General features: G+C 49.6%; 14 protein-coding genes. 4 read left to right on the top strand and 10 right to left on the bottom strand.

What is annotated here, in order from left to right; genetic code table 11:
• Both ACN0YR_RS24590 and ACN0YR_RS24585 read left to right on the top strand, forming a co-directional pair.
• On the top strand, positions 1-480 hold a 480-nt coding region (locus tag ACN0YR_RS24590; RefSeq protein ID WP_417851861.1), incomplete at its 5' end, for a hypothetical protein.
• A gap of 115 nt (positions 481-595) precedes the next feature.
• On the top strand, positions 596-1,399 hold the full coding sequence (locus ACN0YR_RS24585; RefSeq protein WP_417851860.1) for a hypothetical protein: 804 nt from the start codon (positions 596-598) through the stop codon (positions 1,397-1,399).
• A 15-nt stretch (positions 1,400-1,414) separates the two neighbouring features.
• On the opposite strand, the gene ACN0YR_RS24580 is transcribed toward ACN0YR_RS24585, so the two are convergent.
• Both ACN0YR_RS24580 and ACN0YR_RS24575 read right to left on the bottom strand, forming a co-directional pair.
• The gene (locus tag ACN0YR_RS24580; protein ID WP_417851859.1) at positions 1,415-2,386 is read right to left on the bottom strand and encodes an IS110 family transposase; all 972 of its coding nucleotides are present in this window, start codon (positions 2,384-2,386) and stop codon (positions 1,415-1,417) included.
• Between the two features lie 1,340 nt (positions 2,387-3,726).
• The gene (locus tag ACN0YR_RS24575) at positions 3,727-4,008 is read right to left on the bottom strand and encodes a hypothetical protein (RefSeq protein WP_417851858.1); all 282 of its coding nucleotides are present in this window, start codon (positions 4,006-4,008) and stop codon (positions 3,727-3,729) included.
• A 98-nt stretch (positions 4,009-4,106) separates the two neighbouring features.
• Here ACN0YR_RS24575 and ACN0YR_RS24570 point away from each other — a divergent pair, with 98 nt between their 5' ends.
• Complete coding sequence (locus ACN0YR_RS24570; RefSeq protein WP_417851857.1) at positions 4,107-4,889, top strand: SprT-like family protein; 783 nt, start codon at positions 4,107-4,109, stop codon at positions 4,887-4,889.
• A gap of 103 nt (positions 4,890-4,992) precedes the next feature.
• Here the strand turns inward: ACN0YR_RS24570 and ACN0YR_RS24565 are convergent, their stop codons facing one another.
• The 5 genes from ACN0YR_RS24565 to ACN0YR_RS24545 all read right to left on the bottom strand — a co-directional run bounded on the left by ACN0YR_RS24565 (position 4,993) and on the right by ACN0YR_RS24545 (position 13,682).
• A complete protein-coding gene (locus tag ACN0YR_RS24565; protein WP_417851856.1) occupies positions 4,993-6,450 on the bottom strand; it encodes an FAD/NAD(P)-binding protein in 1,458 nt (485 codons plus the stop codon).
• A gap of 144 nt (positions 6,451-6,594) precedes the next feature.
• Positions 6,595-9,429, bottom strand: a complete 2,835-nt coding sequence (locus tag ACN0YR_RS24560) for a PQQ-binding-like beta-propeller repeat protein (RefSeq protein ID WP_417851855.1) — start codon at positions 9,427-9,429, stop codon at positions 6,595-6,597.
• A gap of 584 nt (positions 9,430-10,013) precedes the next feature.
• Positions 10,014-11,942: a redoxin domain-containing protein gene (locus ACN0YR_RS24555; RefSeq protein WP_417851854.1), complete on the bottom strand. Its 1,929-nt coding sequence runs from the start codon at positions 11,940-11,942 to the stop codon at positions 10,014-10,016.
• A gap of 177 nt (positions 11,943-12,119) precedes the next feature.
• The gene (locus tag ACN0YR_RS24550; protein WP_417851853.1) at positions 12,120-12,752 is read right to left on the bottom strand and encodes a hypothetical protein; all 633 of its coding nucleotides are present in this window, start codon (positions 12,750-12,752) and stop codon (positions 12,120-12,122) included.
• A 21-nt stretch (positions 12,753-12,773) separates the two neighbouring features.
• Complete coding sequence (locus tag ACN0YR_RS24545; protein WP_417851852.1) at positions 12,774-13,682, bottom strand: ZIP family metal transporter; 909 nt, start codon at positions 13,680-13,682, stop codon at positions 12,774-12,776.
• 287 nt (positions 13,683-13,969) lie between these two features.
• Here ACN0YR_RS24545 and ACN0YR_RS24540 point away from each other — a divergent pair, with 287 nt between their 5' ends.
• A complete protein-coding gene (locus ACN0YR_RS24540) occupies positions 13,970-14,095 on the top strand; it encodes a hypothetical protein (protein ID WP_417851851.1) in 126 nt (41 codons plus the stop codon).
• 435 nt (positions 14,096-14,530) lie between these two features.
• Here ACN0YR_RS24540 and ACN0YR_RS24535 read toward each other — a convergent pair whose 3' ends face one another.
• The 3 genes from ACN0YR_RS24535 to ACN0YR_RS24525 all read right to left on the bottom strand — a co-directional run bounded on the left by ACN0YR_RS24535 (position 14,531) and on the right by ACN0YR_RS24525 (position 16,811).
• A complete protein-coding gene (locus ACN0YR_RS24535) occupies positions 14,531-14,869 on the bottom strand; it encodes a P-II family nitrogen regulator (RefSeq protein WP_417851850.1) in 339 nt (112 codons plus the stop codon).
• On the bottom strand, positions 14,866-15,144 hold the full coding sequence (locus ACN0YR_RS24530) for a helix-turn-helix domain-containing protein (protein WP_417851862.1): 279 nt from the start codon (positions 15,142-15,144) through the stop codon (positions 14,866-14,868). The genes ACN0YR_RS24535 and ACN0YR_RS24530 overlap by 4 nt, the downstream gene beginning before the upstream one ends.
• Before the next feature lie 236 nt (positions 15,145-15,380).
• Positions 15,381-16,811 (bottom strand): ammonium transporter, encoded by a 1,431-nt coding sequence (locus tag ACN0YR_RS24525; RefSeq protein WP_417851849.1) that lies wholly within the window; start codon positions 16,809-16,811, stop codon positions 15,381-15,383.
• Between the last annotated feature and the right edge of the window lie 410 nt (positions 16,812-17,221).

The following is a 17,221-nucleotide window of genomic DNA, read 5'->3' as shown; positions in this document are numbered from 1 at the left end:
ACACTGGAAACCGGCGCAGGTATGCAGGAGAAGAAAACGTCCCGCTTCAGATGGATAGAACATTACCAATGGTGGAAAAATGAGAGTCAACACGAAATTCGCCACGCCCATCCTTACGCTCCGCTCCAGTCTGAGCGTGCCACCCGTCCCGGCAAAGTCGGTCGGGCCACCCAGCCGGGTGGTGTGATAGATGAACAGTTGTGTTGTTCACAAAAACAGAAAGTTAAAAACGCATGGGGAACTTTGGGAGTTGGGTTTTGGACCTGTATGCCTTGGAAGACGCTTAGTTCATCTAGAACGCCTTGCTTTAGCGATGGTGGCCCTGGTTGCGATGAAGAAATGAAAGATTATATTAAATCACTTGCCAGTAACGACCCAGACGAGTTTATCCCTTCTTGCAACTCTTTGTGCAGTTGTGTCTACGAATCCTTCCCCCTTGCCATCAAGATATGCATAGACGAGTTTTGCGGAAATCATTAATGTGACAATCACCATTCATATCGCCTCTGATTAGGTTTAAATTTTTAATAATATACCGCTTGCTAAATACCGCAATTGCAGAACTTGATTTAAACTAAAATGCAGGAGTAATTTATTGACCATTCTGTCCATACGTTCGACAGCCGAGAAGCAAGGTGGGAGTGATGCTTTCTTCTGGAATTCAAAACAGCGATTACTTAAGGATTTAACATTGGCAGGAGTGTCAATATCTTGGTTTTCAACTATTCTAATTGCCTTTTGGTCATATGTTGATGCTGGTTTTTTAGAACTAGTTAGTAACCTCCACATGAACTTGTTGAGGAGTGTGAGGTACTACGGAATCGGCGGGAGAAATCAAGTTGACCTCCTCCGTTTGTCCACGTTATTGTTCCTCGTTTTTCTCACCCTTACAGGGTATGCAATCTTTGGGTATGAATTATACACAAAGAAAATGACTGGAAAATCCAAAATGCTCATTGTTGCGTCTTCTTTTCTCTGCCATACTACTCTTTTCCTAATTGGAGGAGATTTTTTGCGATTTGGGATCTATTCCAGAGTTGACGAAGTTGTCCAGCAATGCATTCTAGTGTCTAATTCCATCCGTGATTCCAATGTTAGTGAAAATAAAATACACAGCAACGACCACTCTTTTACGAGAGGAAAGGATGGGTTATTTATAAACACGACGCAACATCCATACTCAAGTAAAGAGCAAATTGGCAACATGGTTTATTTTGACAGCACAACCGATAGATTTCAGTTTGACATCAAAAGTTGCCCGGTAGCTAAAGTGGAGTATTGGCCGACAGGATCTCCTCAAGTCGGCGAAAAAGATTCGATAAGCGGAACGTGGGGCATTTATTGTAAAGCATGGAAAATTCGCGATGGCTGGTATCTCGTCTTTTATGAAGCGAGGTAGCGACTGTCTTGAAGTTCAAGTGGTTTTGAGGTTTTCATTCCAGGTTTTTCCTTCTTTGATCATGGTATTGAGGATGGTCAGCAATTTTCTCATAGAGGCGATGAGTGCGACCATTTTCGGTTTCCCAGTTTCAACGAGACGTTCATAGAACGCTTTGATCTTTGGGTTGTATTGTTTCGCGACGATGGTGGGCATGTATAGGGCGTTGCGGATCACAGTTCGTCCTCCGCCGGTGGTACGTTTTCCTCTCATCGTTCCGCTGTCTCTGTTGGTGGGAGCGACGCTGACCAGTCTTGCGATCTGTTGTCGGTTGAGGTTTCCGAGTTCGGGAAGTTCTGAGATCAACACGGAAACGGTTGCTGGCCCCAGGCCGGGGACAGAGGCGATGATGCGGGCCTTGGTTTGGGCGTGCTGATCTTCTTCGATCAGCTTTTGTTGCTTCTGTTGAATTTTTTTGAGTTGTTTCTCGTAGAGCTTGATCACTTCCTGGATCATCTTTTGAATCTCTTCGTCAGGAGTGCTGGAGAGCCGGTTTTTTTCTTGGACGAGCATACTGGAGAGCTGTCGCCGTCGAGCTGTCAGGTCGCGGAGTTTTTGTTGAGGTTCTGTGAGTTTTGGAGTGATTCGTGGCTGCATTGTCTGTGCAAACTGTGCGATGACACGGGCATCAATCTGATCGGTTTTGGCGAGCTGGTTGCTGGCGCGGGCGAAGTCCCGAATTTGTCTGGGATTGACGACGGCGACCGGGTAGTGTTCTTCCTGGAGTGTTCTGACGAGTTCTCTTTCGAGTCCACCGGTCGCTTCCAGGCAGATGAGCGGTGCTTCGGAATCTTTCAAGGAGAGAAGGAATTGTTTGAGCCCTGTTTTTGTGTAGGCAAACGTTTTTCCTTTCGAGATGTGTGAACACGCGACGTCGAATTTGTCTTTGGAGACATCGATTCCGACGCAGGTTTTGAACTGTGTGTGAATGTTGTTATGTTGAGTCATGCGAAGCCCCCTCCTTGCTAATACGAGCTGGTGTTGCATCACCGCTCAGGCGACTGTACGGGTTACCGATGCAACAGTTCAGATGATTTCTGCAAAGCCAGGATTGAAAAGTCTCACTCTGGATGGCACTTCTGTGACAGATGACTGCCTTGAGGCGATTGGAAGAATTGACACACTTGAAAAGCTATCGCTGCAAGGTACACGCATTTCTGACAATGGCATTTCGCGCCTTCGTGGTTTGAAACATCTGAAAACGCTCGATCTAAGTCAAACAGCAACGAGTGACGTGGGCGTGACAGAGCTCGCACGGAGTCTACAGAATCTAGAAGTCTTAGTCGTTGGGGGGACTGATATTTCTGATGAGACGCTGGTGGCGTTGGCAACGTGTGACAGTTTGTGGCACCTGAGTCTTTACAATTGTTCGAGAATCACGGACGACGGACTAGACGAATTAGCTAAGTGTAAGCAGTTGGCTGTTCTCGACCTCCCCCACGACGCTCCATTAATTACATCAAAAGGAATTCGGTCATTGTCTCGTCAGGTCGAAGGTCTATTGATTCGATGACGCCGTTGGGTAAAGCTTGCATGGATTATTAATCTTTCACGAGAGCTGCTCGTACTTTACGAACCACAGTAAGTACGATTCGATGCGACGGATCACCACGCTTGATGTCACGGAACCCGAACAAAGGAGATTTTTTAAACCCGAAGAGTTGCGAAGTTTAGTCCGTTGAAATTGGTGACGACACCTTGGCGCGAAGCGGCGGGGTGGCCCGACCGACTTGTTCGGTTGGATTGGTGGCACGCCCAGACTGCAGCGAAGCGAAAGGATGGGCGTGGCGAGCACGAAGTAGAGACTCAATCATCGACAAGGTCTCGAATAAAGTGACGTAGGTTGGGGTGAAGCGAATGAGAGCCTGCTCTGTTTGCGAGAAACGGCTTGAATCGATTCTGGCAACTCTGTTTCAAATGGAGATTCGCGTAACCCAACACTGCTGAGCACGATGGCGGCTTACTCGAAATGTTTGAATTCGTCTTCGTACCAGACCGATTCTCGACCGAGGATAATTCGACATGAATTGAAAGGCTCTAAATGTTGGGTTCCGCGAATCCCTGCTGCGATCAACGCAACATTTCCTTTCTGCTTCAAGGTTGCATAGGATCACGTTCTATCATTCGCTTCACCCAACCTACGATTATTGTTTGGCTGTGAAGAATGCGTTTCGCGAGTCAAATCGCTGTTCGCCACAAGGTTGAATCCGAACACCAAATTCGAAAGAGGCTCTCATTCAATGCTGAACTTTGCAGTGCAGGCGTCGTCTTGTCGAGCTCGAAATTTCTTAACCGCCGCCGCTACGCCGTTGCGTAAATGACTTCTGGCTGGTGCCGGTCACTTGCGATGCTTTGGGGGCTTGCTGTTTACTATAGATGGATTTTTTAGCCGTAGACTGCTTGGAGTCGCTGTTTGTTTTTGCTTCTTCTCTGCGCTTCGCTGCAGCTTCGAGTTTCTTTTTGGCGACCCGTCGTTCGCGTTCTTTTTCCTTCTTCTGCTTTTTATTCGCCACTTCGGTAATCTCCGATTGTTGATAATGAATTGCACTGGCCTCGACCCGACAACTCATGCGAGGAAATTCCAGATGGATCGATTCTACCAGAGTGACAGTCGTCTCGATAGAATCGTGATCTCGTTGTCCAGAAATTGAACGACAAAGAAGAAAGAATGTCAAACCGAATTCAGATTGCCAAAGAGCAATTCGCAGATTTCCTTGAGCAGGCAAACCTGTCGCCGGAAGAAGTTACGGCGAAATTTCTAGTGATTCATCGTACGTTGCTTGAGCGGTCTTCAACTCTTGATTCACCGAATTTCAACGGGTTTCACTCGGACGATTTGAAGTTGTTGTTTGATGAGTACGATCGATTATTTTTCGATGGAGGGTGTCGAAAGCTCTTGGGAAACCTGAATTTGACTTTTCGAATCTCCCCCAGAATGACCCGGGCTGGCGGAAAAACGACCCAGACGATTTATCGAACTCGCCCGCATGAGCCCGATTATGAAATCGCTGTGGCTTCAACGCTAATCTTCCAGAGTTTTCAAAACTTCGACAGGCCGATCATTGTCACCGGGCTGGAATGCCATAATCGTCTTGAAGCCTTGCAGAGAATTTTCGAACACGAACTGATCCACTTGGCGGAACTGTTGACCTGGGGACGTTCGAAATGTTCGCAAAAACGATTTCAGTCGATCGCAGGACGTTTTTTTGGTCATACTGATCATCGGCATCAACTGGTGACTCCGCGTGAAGAGGCACAGAAAATTCATGGTGTCCGCACTGGCGGTCGAGTCCGATTTTCGATTGAAGGGAAAGAGTACGAAGGTGTCGTAAACCGTATCACGAAACGCGCGACGGTGCTGGTCAGAGACAGGAAAGGACAGCGATACTCTGACGGAAAAAAGTACGCGAAGTTTTACGTTCCCGTGCAATTGCTGACTCCGCTGGATTAACTCTCCCACATCGCTTCCACCAATTGCCCCTTCACTTCGCCCCCGGTGCTTCACCAAGACTCGTGTTCGCGTTCTTCACATGCACTTAGCAGAGTAATCTGTTTTAAATGTAGTATTCGATCACGTGTTCTTCTTCGACAGAGAGGCGGTAGTCTCGATCCTGATCATGGTCAGTTGAGGTGGCGATCATCATTTCAGCGACTCGCATCGCCTGACCCCGAAGTTCGGGGACGGCAATCGTTTCCCACAAGGTTCCTTTCATCAACGCTCCCATTGCGTAGAGCTTGGATGACGAGACTCCATTGGCGTCGATCACCGTAAAGTCCGGGCCGACCTGAATCCCCATGTCGAGCTCGTCGGGGATGATTAAACCTCGTTGAAGAAGGTTTTGGAACAGCTTTACTTTCGTGTGAGAAAACCCGGCGTTGGGGCCAGTACAATTGATCACAAGTCCTCCCGGGATGATTTGTTGATCACCGTCTGGAGTTTTAGTGACAACTTCGAGCGACCCTCCATTCGCCCGAATCTCTTCGAGTGAGCCACGTTGAACTTTGACGCGACCTTCGGTGATCGCTTCGGTTAATCTTTGGTGAATCGGTTGAGCAATACGATGTCGAATAACGTTCCAGCGAGCGGCGTAGTGTTTCAAGAATTGCTGCTTTTCTTCGAGACTGAATTTCTGCCAGATACGTTGAGTGAACGGTCGCAAACGGTCAACAACCAGACCGGGGTTTTCGCCCAGCCTTGTCAGTTGCTCGCAATGTGTTTTCAGTAAAGCGTACATCCCTGCGAGCCCGACCGATTCAGGATTCTCAGGCAGGAAGTCCGGGTAATCGATTCCACGAAAGTGCGATTGTGGAATCATTCCGTTCCGCGAGATCGCGATGAGTTGACCGCGCCAACCGAGCTCTTCGAGTGTCAGGAACGAGTCAACCATGCTCAAGCCGGTTCCTACGATGACGATGTTTTCACTCGAGTTGGGAATCCGTTTCCGCCAGTTTCCCCATGGATCGGGGCAGTATTGCGGGTGTTTGAACTCTTCGGTCTCCTCTCTCCCCAGTCTGGCTGGTGGCTGATTTCCTGTTGCTAATAGAATGCGGTCCGAGGCAATATTGTCTCCGTTGTTGAGCACGACGTCTGCGGACCCGTCCTTCGATGATGGAACAATATCGACTGCTTCAGCTTCGACAATCTCAATTTCAGCGGGATGATGGCTATCAATCGGAGCCAGGTAATTTTGCAGCAAGCTGCGCAGATAATCACCATAGACTCTCCGTGGGACATACATCTCCCGAAGCTGCGGTTCTGGGAGATCGCTGAAGTCTGAACGTGTGTGGAGCCAGTCGAGAAAGTGGCCGGGATGATCCGGAACAGCAGACATATTCCGGGCAGCAACGTTAAGTAAATGTTCGGAACGCGTGGTCGAATAGGCGATCCCCCGTCCCAGCGGGTGACGATCATTCACGAGCACGATTTTCAAAGCCTCATCCGACAACCTCGCCAGGTTGACGGCCGCCATCGTCCCGCTGAATCCTCCACCAATAATCGTGACCGTTTTCATGACTTTCTCAACTCTCGTTCAAGGCGACCACGATTCGATTCCTCTCATCTTGCTGAGTTATCAATTTGCGTGAAACGAGAACGAGAGTCAAGGAAGGTGAACGAATCCAAGAACCTCTGAAGGAGCAGGAAAACGACTTGGGGGTCACTCTGATCGAATCAGTTCCACGCCGCTGATGAGAGTTTTTCCGTGCGTTGCATTGAGCGTCATTGAGAACGATCCGTCGAGTTGGATGTTTTCGATTTGCTTGACGACCTCTTTCATGGAATCGCCAGCTGTCTTTCGGATGTCGAATTCGTTGAGGACCACTTGACCATTGATTTTGATCTGTTGGACTCGGTCGCCTGGGGTGAGAGTCGATCCTTCCGAGAAATAAAGACGGACGGTATAAGCCCCCGGACTGAGGTCTTCGAGTTCAAAGCGTTGCAACCCCTCGACTGACGAGGCAGCGATCCAGGGAAAGACGGAGTCCTTATTCATCCAGAGGCTGTGCCGATAGTGGAAGTCTGGGTTCTCTGGAATGGTCTTCGTACGAATTTTCGGAGATGGCCCTCCGACAGATGGATAGTCCAGCCACAAGGTCGCATCACGAGTTGTACGATCGCCCGGCGCTCCGAAGTTGATGCCGATCCGCTGGATGGAACCGGGCTCAACTGTGTCCTCACCCCACGATGCCCATTGTTCGAAAGACTCCGGCATCGCCACAAGGCTCAAAGCTGTCGGTAAAGGATAGCTACATGTGCAGCCTTCGTAAAAATAAGGAACGTTGAGTATTCCACCGGATGGGATGATGCTGTTTGTGCAACCACTGCGCGGGCCGCTGATGAAGACTGTTCCGCTCTCCAATGTTTTGTCATAGAAAGCAGGCGTGCCACTTCGCAATGTGTAAAACATTCCATAGTCCACTCCGCCATCGCAACCGTAAGTCTTCGGGAAAACTCGCAACTCGCTTTTTCCGGTCATTGGATTGACCCGCTGACCAGCGACGGGAGGCTCAGGATGTAAGGCAGTCTTCTGGTGCGGGGCGTGATAGTAACTTTGCTGCGGATTCTCTCGTCCCACGTCAGGTAAACTGGCTCGCAACTTCGACTCTTCTGAGGCGTCGAGAACGCGACCAGTGTAAATATCTGAAAGCACAGGCCCCAGCAGAGGATAGTCGACGGAATAGTCTCCTCTGACTCTCTCTTTGCTCCAGTCTTTCGGGCGAGAGATCATGACTCCACCCTTGAATTCCGGCTGCGGAGAACGTTTAAAGTGGGCCAGCGTATCATCAAACCACAACACGCCTAACGGGAACCTGACGAGGGCATCCTCAGAAAGTGCGTAGTTCCCCTGGTAATCCACACTGCCGGGTAAGGCTCCGACCCGCCGAACAACTTGTTGGCCGTTAAGCTCTCCTGATTCAAATTTTCCGAGTGTTGTCTCGTTAAGATTGTGCGTGTCAATTTTGTTATTCCCCAGAACCGCGATCCCACCGAACGGTCGCAGCGACTGCAGCAGTTCAGTTGCCATGTCTTGAGTTCGATCTGGTGATTCAGTCGTAATGAGAGTTGCCAGATACTGCGGAAGGGAGAGGTTCTTTAAGTCAGCCTGAATGACAGCGGCACGTTCGCCGGGAATGCCAGCCTGCTGCAACGCAACTCGAAGTTGTTCAACTTTCGTTGCGTTGTCATCAAACGCAATGATCTGATATCGAGAGTTCTTCAGAAGCGATTTGACAAGATTGCCATCACTCAGCCCGACGACAATGGCAACACCATCTTGATGACCAGATTCCTGAATGAGTCTGCTCGCGTATTCTTTCGTTTTCTCCGACTCCGAAAGCTCAACTCGCTTTTTGTTCCAGTGAGTTACCTTGGTGGATACTGTTCCGGCTTGTTCTCCGAAGCAGTAAATCTTTCCTGCTGCAGTCGATACAAACAATTTGTTCTCAGCGAAGATCATGGAATGAATCTTCCCGTCGACACCTTTCAGCGGATCATCAAAATTCAGGGTTCGCTTTCCGGTTTTAATTAACCGACTAATCCCTGAAACACCATGCCCCGCGTTGACTTTGTCTTCGTGAAGCTGTTGGTTGACTGCCTTATCGAATGTTAATTTTCCCCTTCGAACCGCAAGCGATGTCTCTTTATCGATGGCAGCAAACCAGCCGCCGGGAAAACGTCCGGGGGCTGGCAGCTGAAACTCAAGGAGAGTGCCGTCCGCAATGTTCAATCTTGCAGGATAGGCTGTTGAGCATGGCACGATGAGTTCATCATCATTGACAATCAAATATCCTTGCGGAGCGAGTCCGCCGATTGCCTGCGTATTGTGCGGCTGCTGACCAAAGATGTGCCCCAGTCGTTCGTTTCGCCAAATGACCTTTCCCGACGCAATGTCCATCGCATACACGAAGACTCCTTCAAAGGGCCAAACACCAGCTGCGAAATAGACGGTCCCTTCAGAAACAACAGGACCACCCCGTACAGGCCACACTGAAATCAAACGTCTGTTTCCAAGCAGACGCCGCTCACTGGGGACGGCGCGGTATTTCCATTTCAAATCACCAGTGGACAGCTCGACACAATAAAGATGTCCATCGTCAGAGCCGAAGCAGACCGACTCTTCCCAAACTGCGGGGGCAAATCGGATAGGACCATTCGTGCGGAAGACCCACAACTCGCGTCCGGTTGTCGCGTCGTAAGCCGTGACGGAATCATTTCGAGAAGATGCCAGGAGCAGTTTTCCGTCAGCCACGATCGGTTCGTACCCCGCGTCGAATTGCAGTCGTGAACTGTGAAACGCAGGCTCGATTGGCGGAAGTTCTCGCGTCCATTTCAGTTCAAGAGCTTCCGGAACAACATCCTCAGTGACACTCGTCCTGCCTGAATCGCGTCGCCACATTGGCCAGTCACTCGCATGGACATCGTTTGTCGACATGAAAGCTGCCGACATGCAGACTGTCGACAGGATAACGATGAAAGAGGATCGAGTCATCATGCTGGTCATCATTATCGCATTCTTCGAAGTGGTGTTCGGGTTCTGTCTCGTGGTGAACTGCATTTTGCTGCTGAATCACGTTCGACCGCTTTTCAGAATCAAACATGATGAACGAAGGCATTCCGTTCTTCGGCAAGACTTCATCCGGGCAGCAGAGACCATCCAGCTCAGTTTTGCGTCAACGATCCTATCCGAAAGAACCGTAAAAAGGGAATCCCGGTGGCATTGTTCAGAGGCCAGATGCACAGAATCGGGCGTCAGCGAACTTAACAAGATTCACGAGATGCAGAGCGTCGATGATTTAACGACTATAGCGTGAGAGCATTTTTAAGATACATAGCGTCCGCGAAGTTCACGTTCGTGGCTTCATAGACTGCTTTCCAGAAAGCAAGGCGTCAAGACCACCGATAGATTGATAGAGTGGACGTCGGCGCCCCAACCATCAGTGCGAGGACCAAGCTCCTTGTCGAAGAATTTCTTTGAAGTAGACCGACCAGGTTCAGCATTGGAAGACGACGTCGCAGATACTCGGGACAATGGTCCCGAGCTGCGACTTTCTGGTCAGTTCTCTTCTGCAACCGGTCTTACTGTTTTAGTAATTGAGGGACCAGCTTTTTCAGGTCATCGACCGAGGCGCTGTTAGAGACGACTTTGCCTGACTTGTCGACGAGGAACATCGTTGGGAGCGAATAGATTCCGAACTCAAGAGCGGGGCGGCTTTCGAGCCCCCCTTCTTCGTAGATGTGTGGCCAGGCGACGCGGTTGTTTTTCAGATAGCCGTCGATGTCAGCTCCGGGAGAATCGAGGTTCACACCTACGATTTCAAAACCGTCCCGTTGATAGGTTCGGTGAAGTTCCTGAATTTGTGGGAGGTCTTCTGTGCATGGCTTACACCAAGTTGCCCAGAAGATGATCGCTGTCACTTTCCCACGATAACTTGCAAGCGAGAGTGGTCGACCGCTTCCGAGTGTTGCGCCTGCCAGAGTAATCGGCTGACCCTCTAATCCTAGTCGACGTAAGGCTCCCTCTCCTCGTTTGGCAGCTTGTGAACTGGAATAGTCGGTGACAAGATTGGTGTACCACACGCGAGCTTCTTTGGCATTGCCATTCAACTCGCTGGTGATTGCCAGCTGGAGCAGGGCATCAGCTGATTCAGGAGCCTCTGGGAATTCCTTGACGAACTCTTCGAGCGATTTCAACCAGGCAGATTGGACCTCAGCGCGGTCCTCAGCTTGTGCTGTTTGCAAACTGGTGTTGTACTTGAGAACCATCTCCTGAAAGACTGCGAAAGCGATAAGATCCTTGGCGGCATCTTGGCTGCGAAGTTTTTGGATGCTCTGTTGCAAGACTTGAAGACCGTTTGGAAACGCGTCCATCTGTGTTGCGGTGGCGATCATTTCCAGACGTTGTCGCAACCAGAGTTTTTTATCCTCTGGCGAAGTTGCTTGTTCGCCAATTTTATCGAGAAGTTGAGCGCGAGCGACATTGAAACGAACCATCTCTTCACGAGTCGATTCCGCTGTAGGCGATTTGGAATCCAGTTCCTGCAGCTGGTCCAGAAGTTCTTTCATCTCAGGAGTGAGTCCTTCCGTTGAACCGGCAGGCATGCCTGCAATTGCGGGTTGCAACAAGAGACCTCCCTCAGCGACTTCGAACTGATTTCCTTCGATCGGTTTCGGAACCTGAGTCAATTTCCAGGCGTCGCCGATTTTGATCATCTCCCCGATTTGAACAAAGCCACTTTCCTCATCATTCATGACAATGGCCATCACGTTTTCATAGACGAGAAGATCATTGGAGGCTTTTCCGGCATCAGCAGGAATGAGGTTTGGCATGAGCATCGAGCTGTCGAAGCGAGCCCATTGTGTTTTTGGAGTAAGAACTTTTGTCGATCCGAGGATCTTTTGCATTTGTGCGGTGATTTCAGCACGATTGGCGAGAAAGCGATCGCCGATTTGCTGAGTGAGGCCGAGGGCTTTGACATCCGCTTCTGAAATGAAGACTGCCTGTAAGCGGTGTGGATCGCGATTCGCCATCGCCAGGATCGCTTCACGTGTTGCTTCTTCAGCTGAGATCATTTTCCAGCTATCAATTTTCCCATCTTGATCGGAGTCGATTCCCCAGCGTGTGCCCTGTGTATTCAACCATCGCGACTGATCAATTTTGTCGTCGCCGTTGGTGTCAAGATCGCGATAGACTTCCAGTCCGTACTGATAATATTTGAACTCGTCGACACGCTGATTTCCGTCGGTATCAATGAATCGGCGGAGCAACTGGCCTTGAGGACCATAGAGAGCCCAGCCCGAGCCGTTTCCATGCTGCTCGACTTTCAATTTGCACTGCTTCACTTCTTCCGGTTTTGGTGTCTCGATCACCACATCTTTTTGTGTCGGTTGGTATCCGAGCACTGTTTCCGGGAGGACTCCATCTTGAGCCAGAAGTTGTGTGGAGAAGAGCCCGAAAATAAGAGCGAGCCAAACATTATGTGAATGCAAAAACGTCTTTGCCAACATCGAATTTTCACTCCGTTGTCGATCTTATACGATCAGAAAGAAAGTCTGCCGCCCCGTCCGTATTGAGCGGCTCTAGGGACTTTATACGGAATCAGGCAATATGGAAAGAGAAGGTTGCCTGTGACACGAATCCGAAGGTCCGTTCTCGGCTTCGCTGACCTGCAAAGAATGTGGAAATTAACTCAAATAAGGGGGTGTTGGTCCGTCGAGACGCTCAATGAGTTCGGGGAGTCCAGCGACAAATTCAGCATGACTTTTCGGAGGTCCGCAGGCATCGAGGGCCTGAACCATGAAGGTGCTGTACTCTCCTGCTTTCTCGATTAACCAGTCGTATGAACGGATGCGTACATCCCAGTTCTGAGCATCTTTCATTTCTGCTTTTTCATTCTCCGAGAATTGAGAACTGCGACCGATCACGATCCGATACATGAAGACCACACCCGATGCGGGAATGAGTTCTTGAAATGGAAGCTGTCGGTCCTGAACGGTCTGCTTCCAGCTTTGAACATCCTGCAACGCAGCTATGAATTCGCTAGGCTGACTGAAGTTGACGACAATCGGCGCTCTGGGCGATGCGAGCCGAATCAACTGGATGTAGAGTTTCCCCTGCAGGTGGAAATGAATCGCAAAGTCCGCCGGCGAACCCGCCCCAACTTCAACATTGCGATAGGTTCCTTGATATCCCCGTTCTAACCAATCGAGTTGCAAATCGGGAACAAGCAGCCAGGGATGCTCAGCGAAGATTTCGCGAGCGGTTTCAAGATCGCCAGAGAAACGTTCTGCGAGATTCGCTTGTAATTGAGTCGACACGCTTTTCTCCCGGATAAGTTTTCAATTGAGGACGGGGATCTCCATCGGAGCCTGAGCCTCGCTGCTTTGAGGAGCATGGGCATGTGCCGGTTCCAGGTAACGGATTCCCCAAGCCAGGGCGAGACCGAGCAGCAAGGCGATACTCAACGGAATTCGGTGATGTGAATGAAATTCCATTTCAGGAAGCAAGTCGCTCAACGAAATGCAAATGAAGACTCCCGCTGCAAACGCCAGCATCGTGCCAACAATTACTGATTCCTGGCCTGCCAGAAGCGGAGCTCCCGAGACAAATAGAAATGCTCCGATCGGACACATCAGTGCAAATGTTCCGTTCACGAGAAATTGTGAACGTCCCGACCAGTTGGAAGCTCGCATCAGCGAGGTGATCGACAGCGCATCCAATGGTTTGTGCAGTAGGATCGCCACAAAAGTGCCGATCCCTAAAAAGAAAGCTGTACTTCCATGAAGCGAATCAGCTTGAATACTTGCCCCCAAAGCAAACCCATCAATCAGAGTATGCAAAGAAAGGCCGACAAAAACGCCCATCCAACTCATATTGTTCGCGAGCGATTGACCATGTCGGTCAGGTGCATGTTCGTGATGGTGGTCCTCATGGTCACAGACTTCGCTGCTGGGCAGTTGTTCCAGATCGTGATGATGAAAATGGAACATTCGCAAAAGGAAGAAAATGACAACAATCCCGAGCATCGTTGAAACGACAACGCGGTCGATCTGGCTTGCTCCCAATTGTGCGACCGCATGGGGAAGCATGTGAAACAGGCCAATTCCGAGCATTAGCCCCCCCACAAAGCTGATTAAAATTTGCATGCGTTTGTGATCGAGCTTCACAATATTGGGAAGCTTTCCTCCAACGAGAGAGGCCAACACAATCAGCAGGCAGTAAACAGAGAGGACAGGGAGGGTGGTCATAGAATCGGAAAACGTAGGCCAGACGGTCGTGAAACGTGAAACTGGCACAGGATGTTCGAAGCAACACGCCAGCAGATCGCCCAAACGTGAAACGGCTATTTTAGAGCAGAGCCGAAACTTCGCAATTCGCTCCCCGGTGTCCTCTGCACTTTTCTCACGAATCTTCCAGCTTGCTCCCGAAAGCTGTCACCCATGGTTTACGGAAATGGAGGTCTCAGCCACGCTCCCGATTCAACCTTCAACTGCTTTACCTAACTTTCACGACTTTGGGGGAGGAGTGACCAGAGATGGCGCAGATGCGAATCGTTTCACGTGATGAAGTTCTAGATCTGGCAGAGAAACTCGCTGAGGATTACGGCGAGTCGCTGACGTTGACCGCGTTTCGACGCGAGACGGGCTCTCTCAGCATGTGATCTTTGATCTGTTAGGCAATTGGAAGAAATTGCGAACGGAAGTTGGCCTGACTCCCGAAGCTCCTCGGGCGAAAAATAAGATTCCCATAAACAGATTCTAAAGTTGATGAAGCCACAGATCGCTGAGCATGGAGGAAATCTGACGGAGGTTCAGTTTCTAGATGCGACAGGGCTTTCAGGTCGAATGATCATGGATCGGTTCAGGAGCTGGAGTGACCACTTTCCGCTACTGGCAAGAATGTCCCGGCGATGATCGAAACATTTTTGAACCAGAGACAATTAATGCATTCAATTGAATACATTCACGAAACTCGGTGCCAAATCCAGACCACAGACTTCGTCAAATTGTTGCAGTTTTTTGAGAGATGGAGTTGGTCGATGAGTCTCTCCCTCCTAGCTCCCGGTGATCCACCGGGAGGCTAGCAAGATAGATTGTTAAAGTGCTTCCTCTCCAGTTTCTCCTGTACGGATTCGTACGACAGTTGCCACTTCAGAAACGAAGATCTTTCCATCTCCAACCTGCCCGGTTCGAGCGGCTTCAGTGATTGCTTCCAAAGCTGTCTCGCAGAGAGGGTCGGAAACGATCACTTCAAGTTTCACTTTGGGGACAAAGTCGACCGCGTACTCTGCTCCGCGATAGATTTCTTTGTGACCTTTTTGTCTTCCGAACCCCCGAACTTCAGAGACTGTCATTCCCTGAATCCCGGCGGAAACCAAGGCCTCTTTAACGTCCTCAGCTTTGAAATGTCGAACAATAGCTTCAATTTTTTTCATGGTGTCTCCTTTGATACTCGTGCTTCATTTGTCAGAAGATTGTATTTAGAAAGTTTTTTGTGCAGGGTGTTACGATCAATCCCCAATCGAAGCGCTGTTTTAGTCTGAACATGATCACACTCAGCATAAATGAGGGTGAGTAGTGTCCTCTCTACGTTTGTAATGAGCCGGTCGAACAATCCGCTGGGGTCGTCAACATTTTTTAATTCCTGTTTCACCAAGAACTCAACGATTCTCTCAGAGGGTTGAGAGGTGGCTTGAGAATTGAAGTTCATGACTGTCGCTAGAACCAATTCAGCGATTTCTTCAGGCAGAACGGTTTCTACTTTCGTAGTTGCAGTTCCCTCATTCTCGGAACACCGTTCCGTTGAACTGACCTGAATGACGACTTGTTTCATGTTTTTGCAACTTGCTAAGAAAGCTCGATTTGTGTCAGACCGAGCTTTCCAGGAACGGGATCAATAGTCTTGATGTTGCACAGCCCCGGTCGTTAAAACCTTGAGACACCTTCCTACTGAATGCCGGAATAGGCGACCATGCCATGCTCTGAGATATCCAGTCCAATGTTCTCATCTTCCTCGGAGGCTCTTAGTCCGACGGTCATCTTAATGATCGTGAAGATTGCGAAACTGACAGGGAATGCCCACAAGAATGCAGCGGCAACACCCATTGCTTGAATACCTAATTGGCTACCACCTGCAGCACTGGAGAAGAGTCCAATTGCCAGGGTTCCCCAAGCTCCACAAACACCGTGAACAGAGACTGCTCCGACGGGATCGTCAATCCTCAGTTTGTCGAAGAAGAGTACCGAGAAGACAACCAGGACACCGCCAATTGTTCCAGTTAAAGTCGCCATCAAGGGTGACATGATGTCGCAACCGGCTGTGATAGAAACAAGACCAGCGAGGGCTCCATTCAATGCGAAGGAAACGTCTGGCTTCTTGAATAAAATCCATGAGACAATCATCGCTGCGATAGCGCCACCGGCAGCTGCCAGGTTGGTCGTAACTGCAATGTATGCCATGCTTCCACCCAGAGAGGTTGTACTTCCCGGGTTAAAACCAAACCAACCTAACCACAGAATAAAGACACCCAGAGCTGCAAGCGGGATGTTGTGGCCTGGGATCGGTGTAACATGACCTTCTTTGTTGAACTTACCCTTACGCGGTCCAATTACAATTGCACCTGCAAGAGCAGCCCATCCACCGATTGAGTGAACGACTGTCGAGCCAGCGAAATCAAGAAAGCCCATTGACTCTAACCAACCTGCGCTGTCATCAGCACCAACCAGTCCATTCCAGCACCAGCTGCCGAAGACAGGATAAACGATGACGGTGATTGCAATGGAATATGCCAGGTAACCGATGTACTTTGTTCTCTCTGCAACCGCACCACTCACAATCGTTGCTGCAGTCGCTGCAAACACTGTTTGGAAGATCAGGAATGACCAGGCAAATCCCTCTGAAGAGAAGTAGCCAGCCTCTTTAGTCCCATCAAAGAAGAAAAAACTCGTTCCGACATATCCACTTGAAACACCGAACATCAAGCCGAAGCCGACTGCCCAGAATGCGAGTGACCCCACAGAGAAGTCCATGAGATTCTTCATGATGATGTTGCAGGCATTCTTGGATCGAGTGAATCCTGTTTCAACAAGTGTAAAACCCGCCTGCATAAAGAAAACCAGGAACGCTGCCAGGCAAGTCCAAAGAATATTTGCGTCTTCACGAAGCGCTGCCAGGGTATCGGCGACTTCCTCTTCAGCAGCTCCTTCTTCGATGACTGCTTCTGCAATCAATCCTTCATCTTCAATAACCTCTGCTTTCGTCTCGGTCTGAGCAGAGAGACTTGTCTGAAATACTGCCCCAAGCAACATTGCGACCATTAACGTTTTCAGAAAACGGAACGTGTCGTTCTCCCCTGTACGCATCTTTGCGCCGATCATCTGCGTGCCTCTTCAAAATGGCTATAAAAGTCCAGGTTAACGTGACTCTGAACAAACGAAGTGGTCTACAAACGGACCAACGATTTGCCAAAAAGCAATCGCTGCGCCAAAAATGTGATCGAGAGGCCGAAGTCTCTTGTCAATTCCACAAAAACCAGTGAATACCGTGTTCAAGATGGGGCCCGCAAATTCTGGGGAAAAGATTAATGATGCTCAAAATCAAGCAGATGTGACTAACCTGCAGGCAGTGTCTGCATGAAACATGCGCAGTCGAGTGCATGTGGCATGCTCCTCGTTTTCTGACCCCGATTTTCTGAACGTCTATCGCATCTATCGAATTGGTTTGCAGGTTCTGCCTCGTGGCGAACAGCATTTTTACTTGAGAAATGCGTTCTTCACGGGCACACGGT

The sequence above is a fragment of the Thalassoglobus sp. genome (assembly GCF_048270125.1).
Lineage (GTDB): Bacteria > Planctomycetota > Planctomycetia > Planctomycetales > Planctomycetaceae > Thalassoglobus.
The sequence above is the reverse complement of the archived record's forward strand: the minus strand, read 5'-3'. Positions and strand labels throughout refer to the sequence as shown.

Bases quoted from the DNA above. Each gene is read 5' to 3' on its own strand.
- ACN0YR_RS24580 (WP_417851859.1), bottom strand. From the start codon at position 2,386: ATGACTCAACATAACAACATTCACACACAGTTCAAAACCTGCGTCGGA.
- ACN0YR_RS24575 (WP_417851858.1), bottom strand. From the start codon at position 4,008: ATGAGTTGTCGGGTCGAGGCCAGTGCAATTCATTATCAACAATCGGAG.
- ACN0YR_RS24570 (WP_417851857.1), top strand. From the start codon at position 4,107: ATGTCAAACCGAATTCAGATTGCCAAAGAGCAATTCGCAGATTTCCTT.
- ACN0YR_RS24565 (WP_417851856.1), bottom strand. From the start codon at position 6,450: ATGAAAACGGTCACGATTATTGGTGGAGGATTCAGCGGGACGATGGCG.
- ACN0YR_RS24560 (WP_417851855.1), bottom strand. From the start codon at position 9,429: ATGATGACTCGATCCTCTTTCATCGTTATCCTGTCGACAGTCTGCATG.
- ACN0YR_RS24555 (WP_417851854.1), bottom strand. From the start codon at position 11,942: ATGTTGGCAAAGACGTTTTTGCATTCACATAATGTTTGGCTCGCTCTT.
- ACN0YR_RS24545 (WP_417851852.1), bottom strand. From the start codon at position 13,682: ATGACCACCCTCCCTGTCCTCTCTGTTTACTGCCTGCTGATTGTGTTG.
- ACN0YR_RS24540 (WP_417851851.1), top strand. From the start codon at position 13,970: ATGGCGCAGATGCGAATCGTTTCACGTGATGAAGTTCTAGATCTGGCA.
- ACN0YR_RS24535 (WP_417851850.1), bottom strand. From the start codon at position 14,869: ATGAAAAAAATTGAAGCTATTGTTCGACATTTCAAAGCTGAGGACGTT.
- ACN0YR_RS24530 (WP_417851862.1), bottom strand. From the start codon at position 15,144: ATGAACTTCAATTCTCAAGCCACCTCTCAACCCTCTGAGAGAATCGTT.
- ACN0YR_RS24525 (WP_417851849.1), bottom strand. From the start codon at position 16,811: ATGATCGGCGCAAAGATGCGTACAGGGGAGAACGACACGTTCCGTTTT.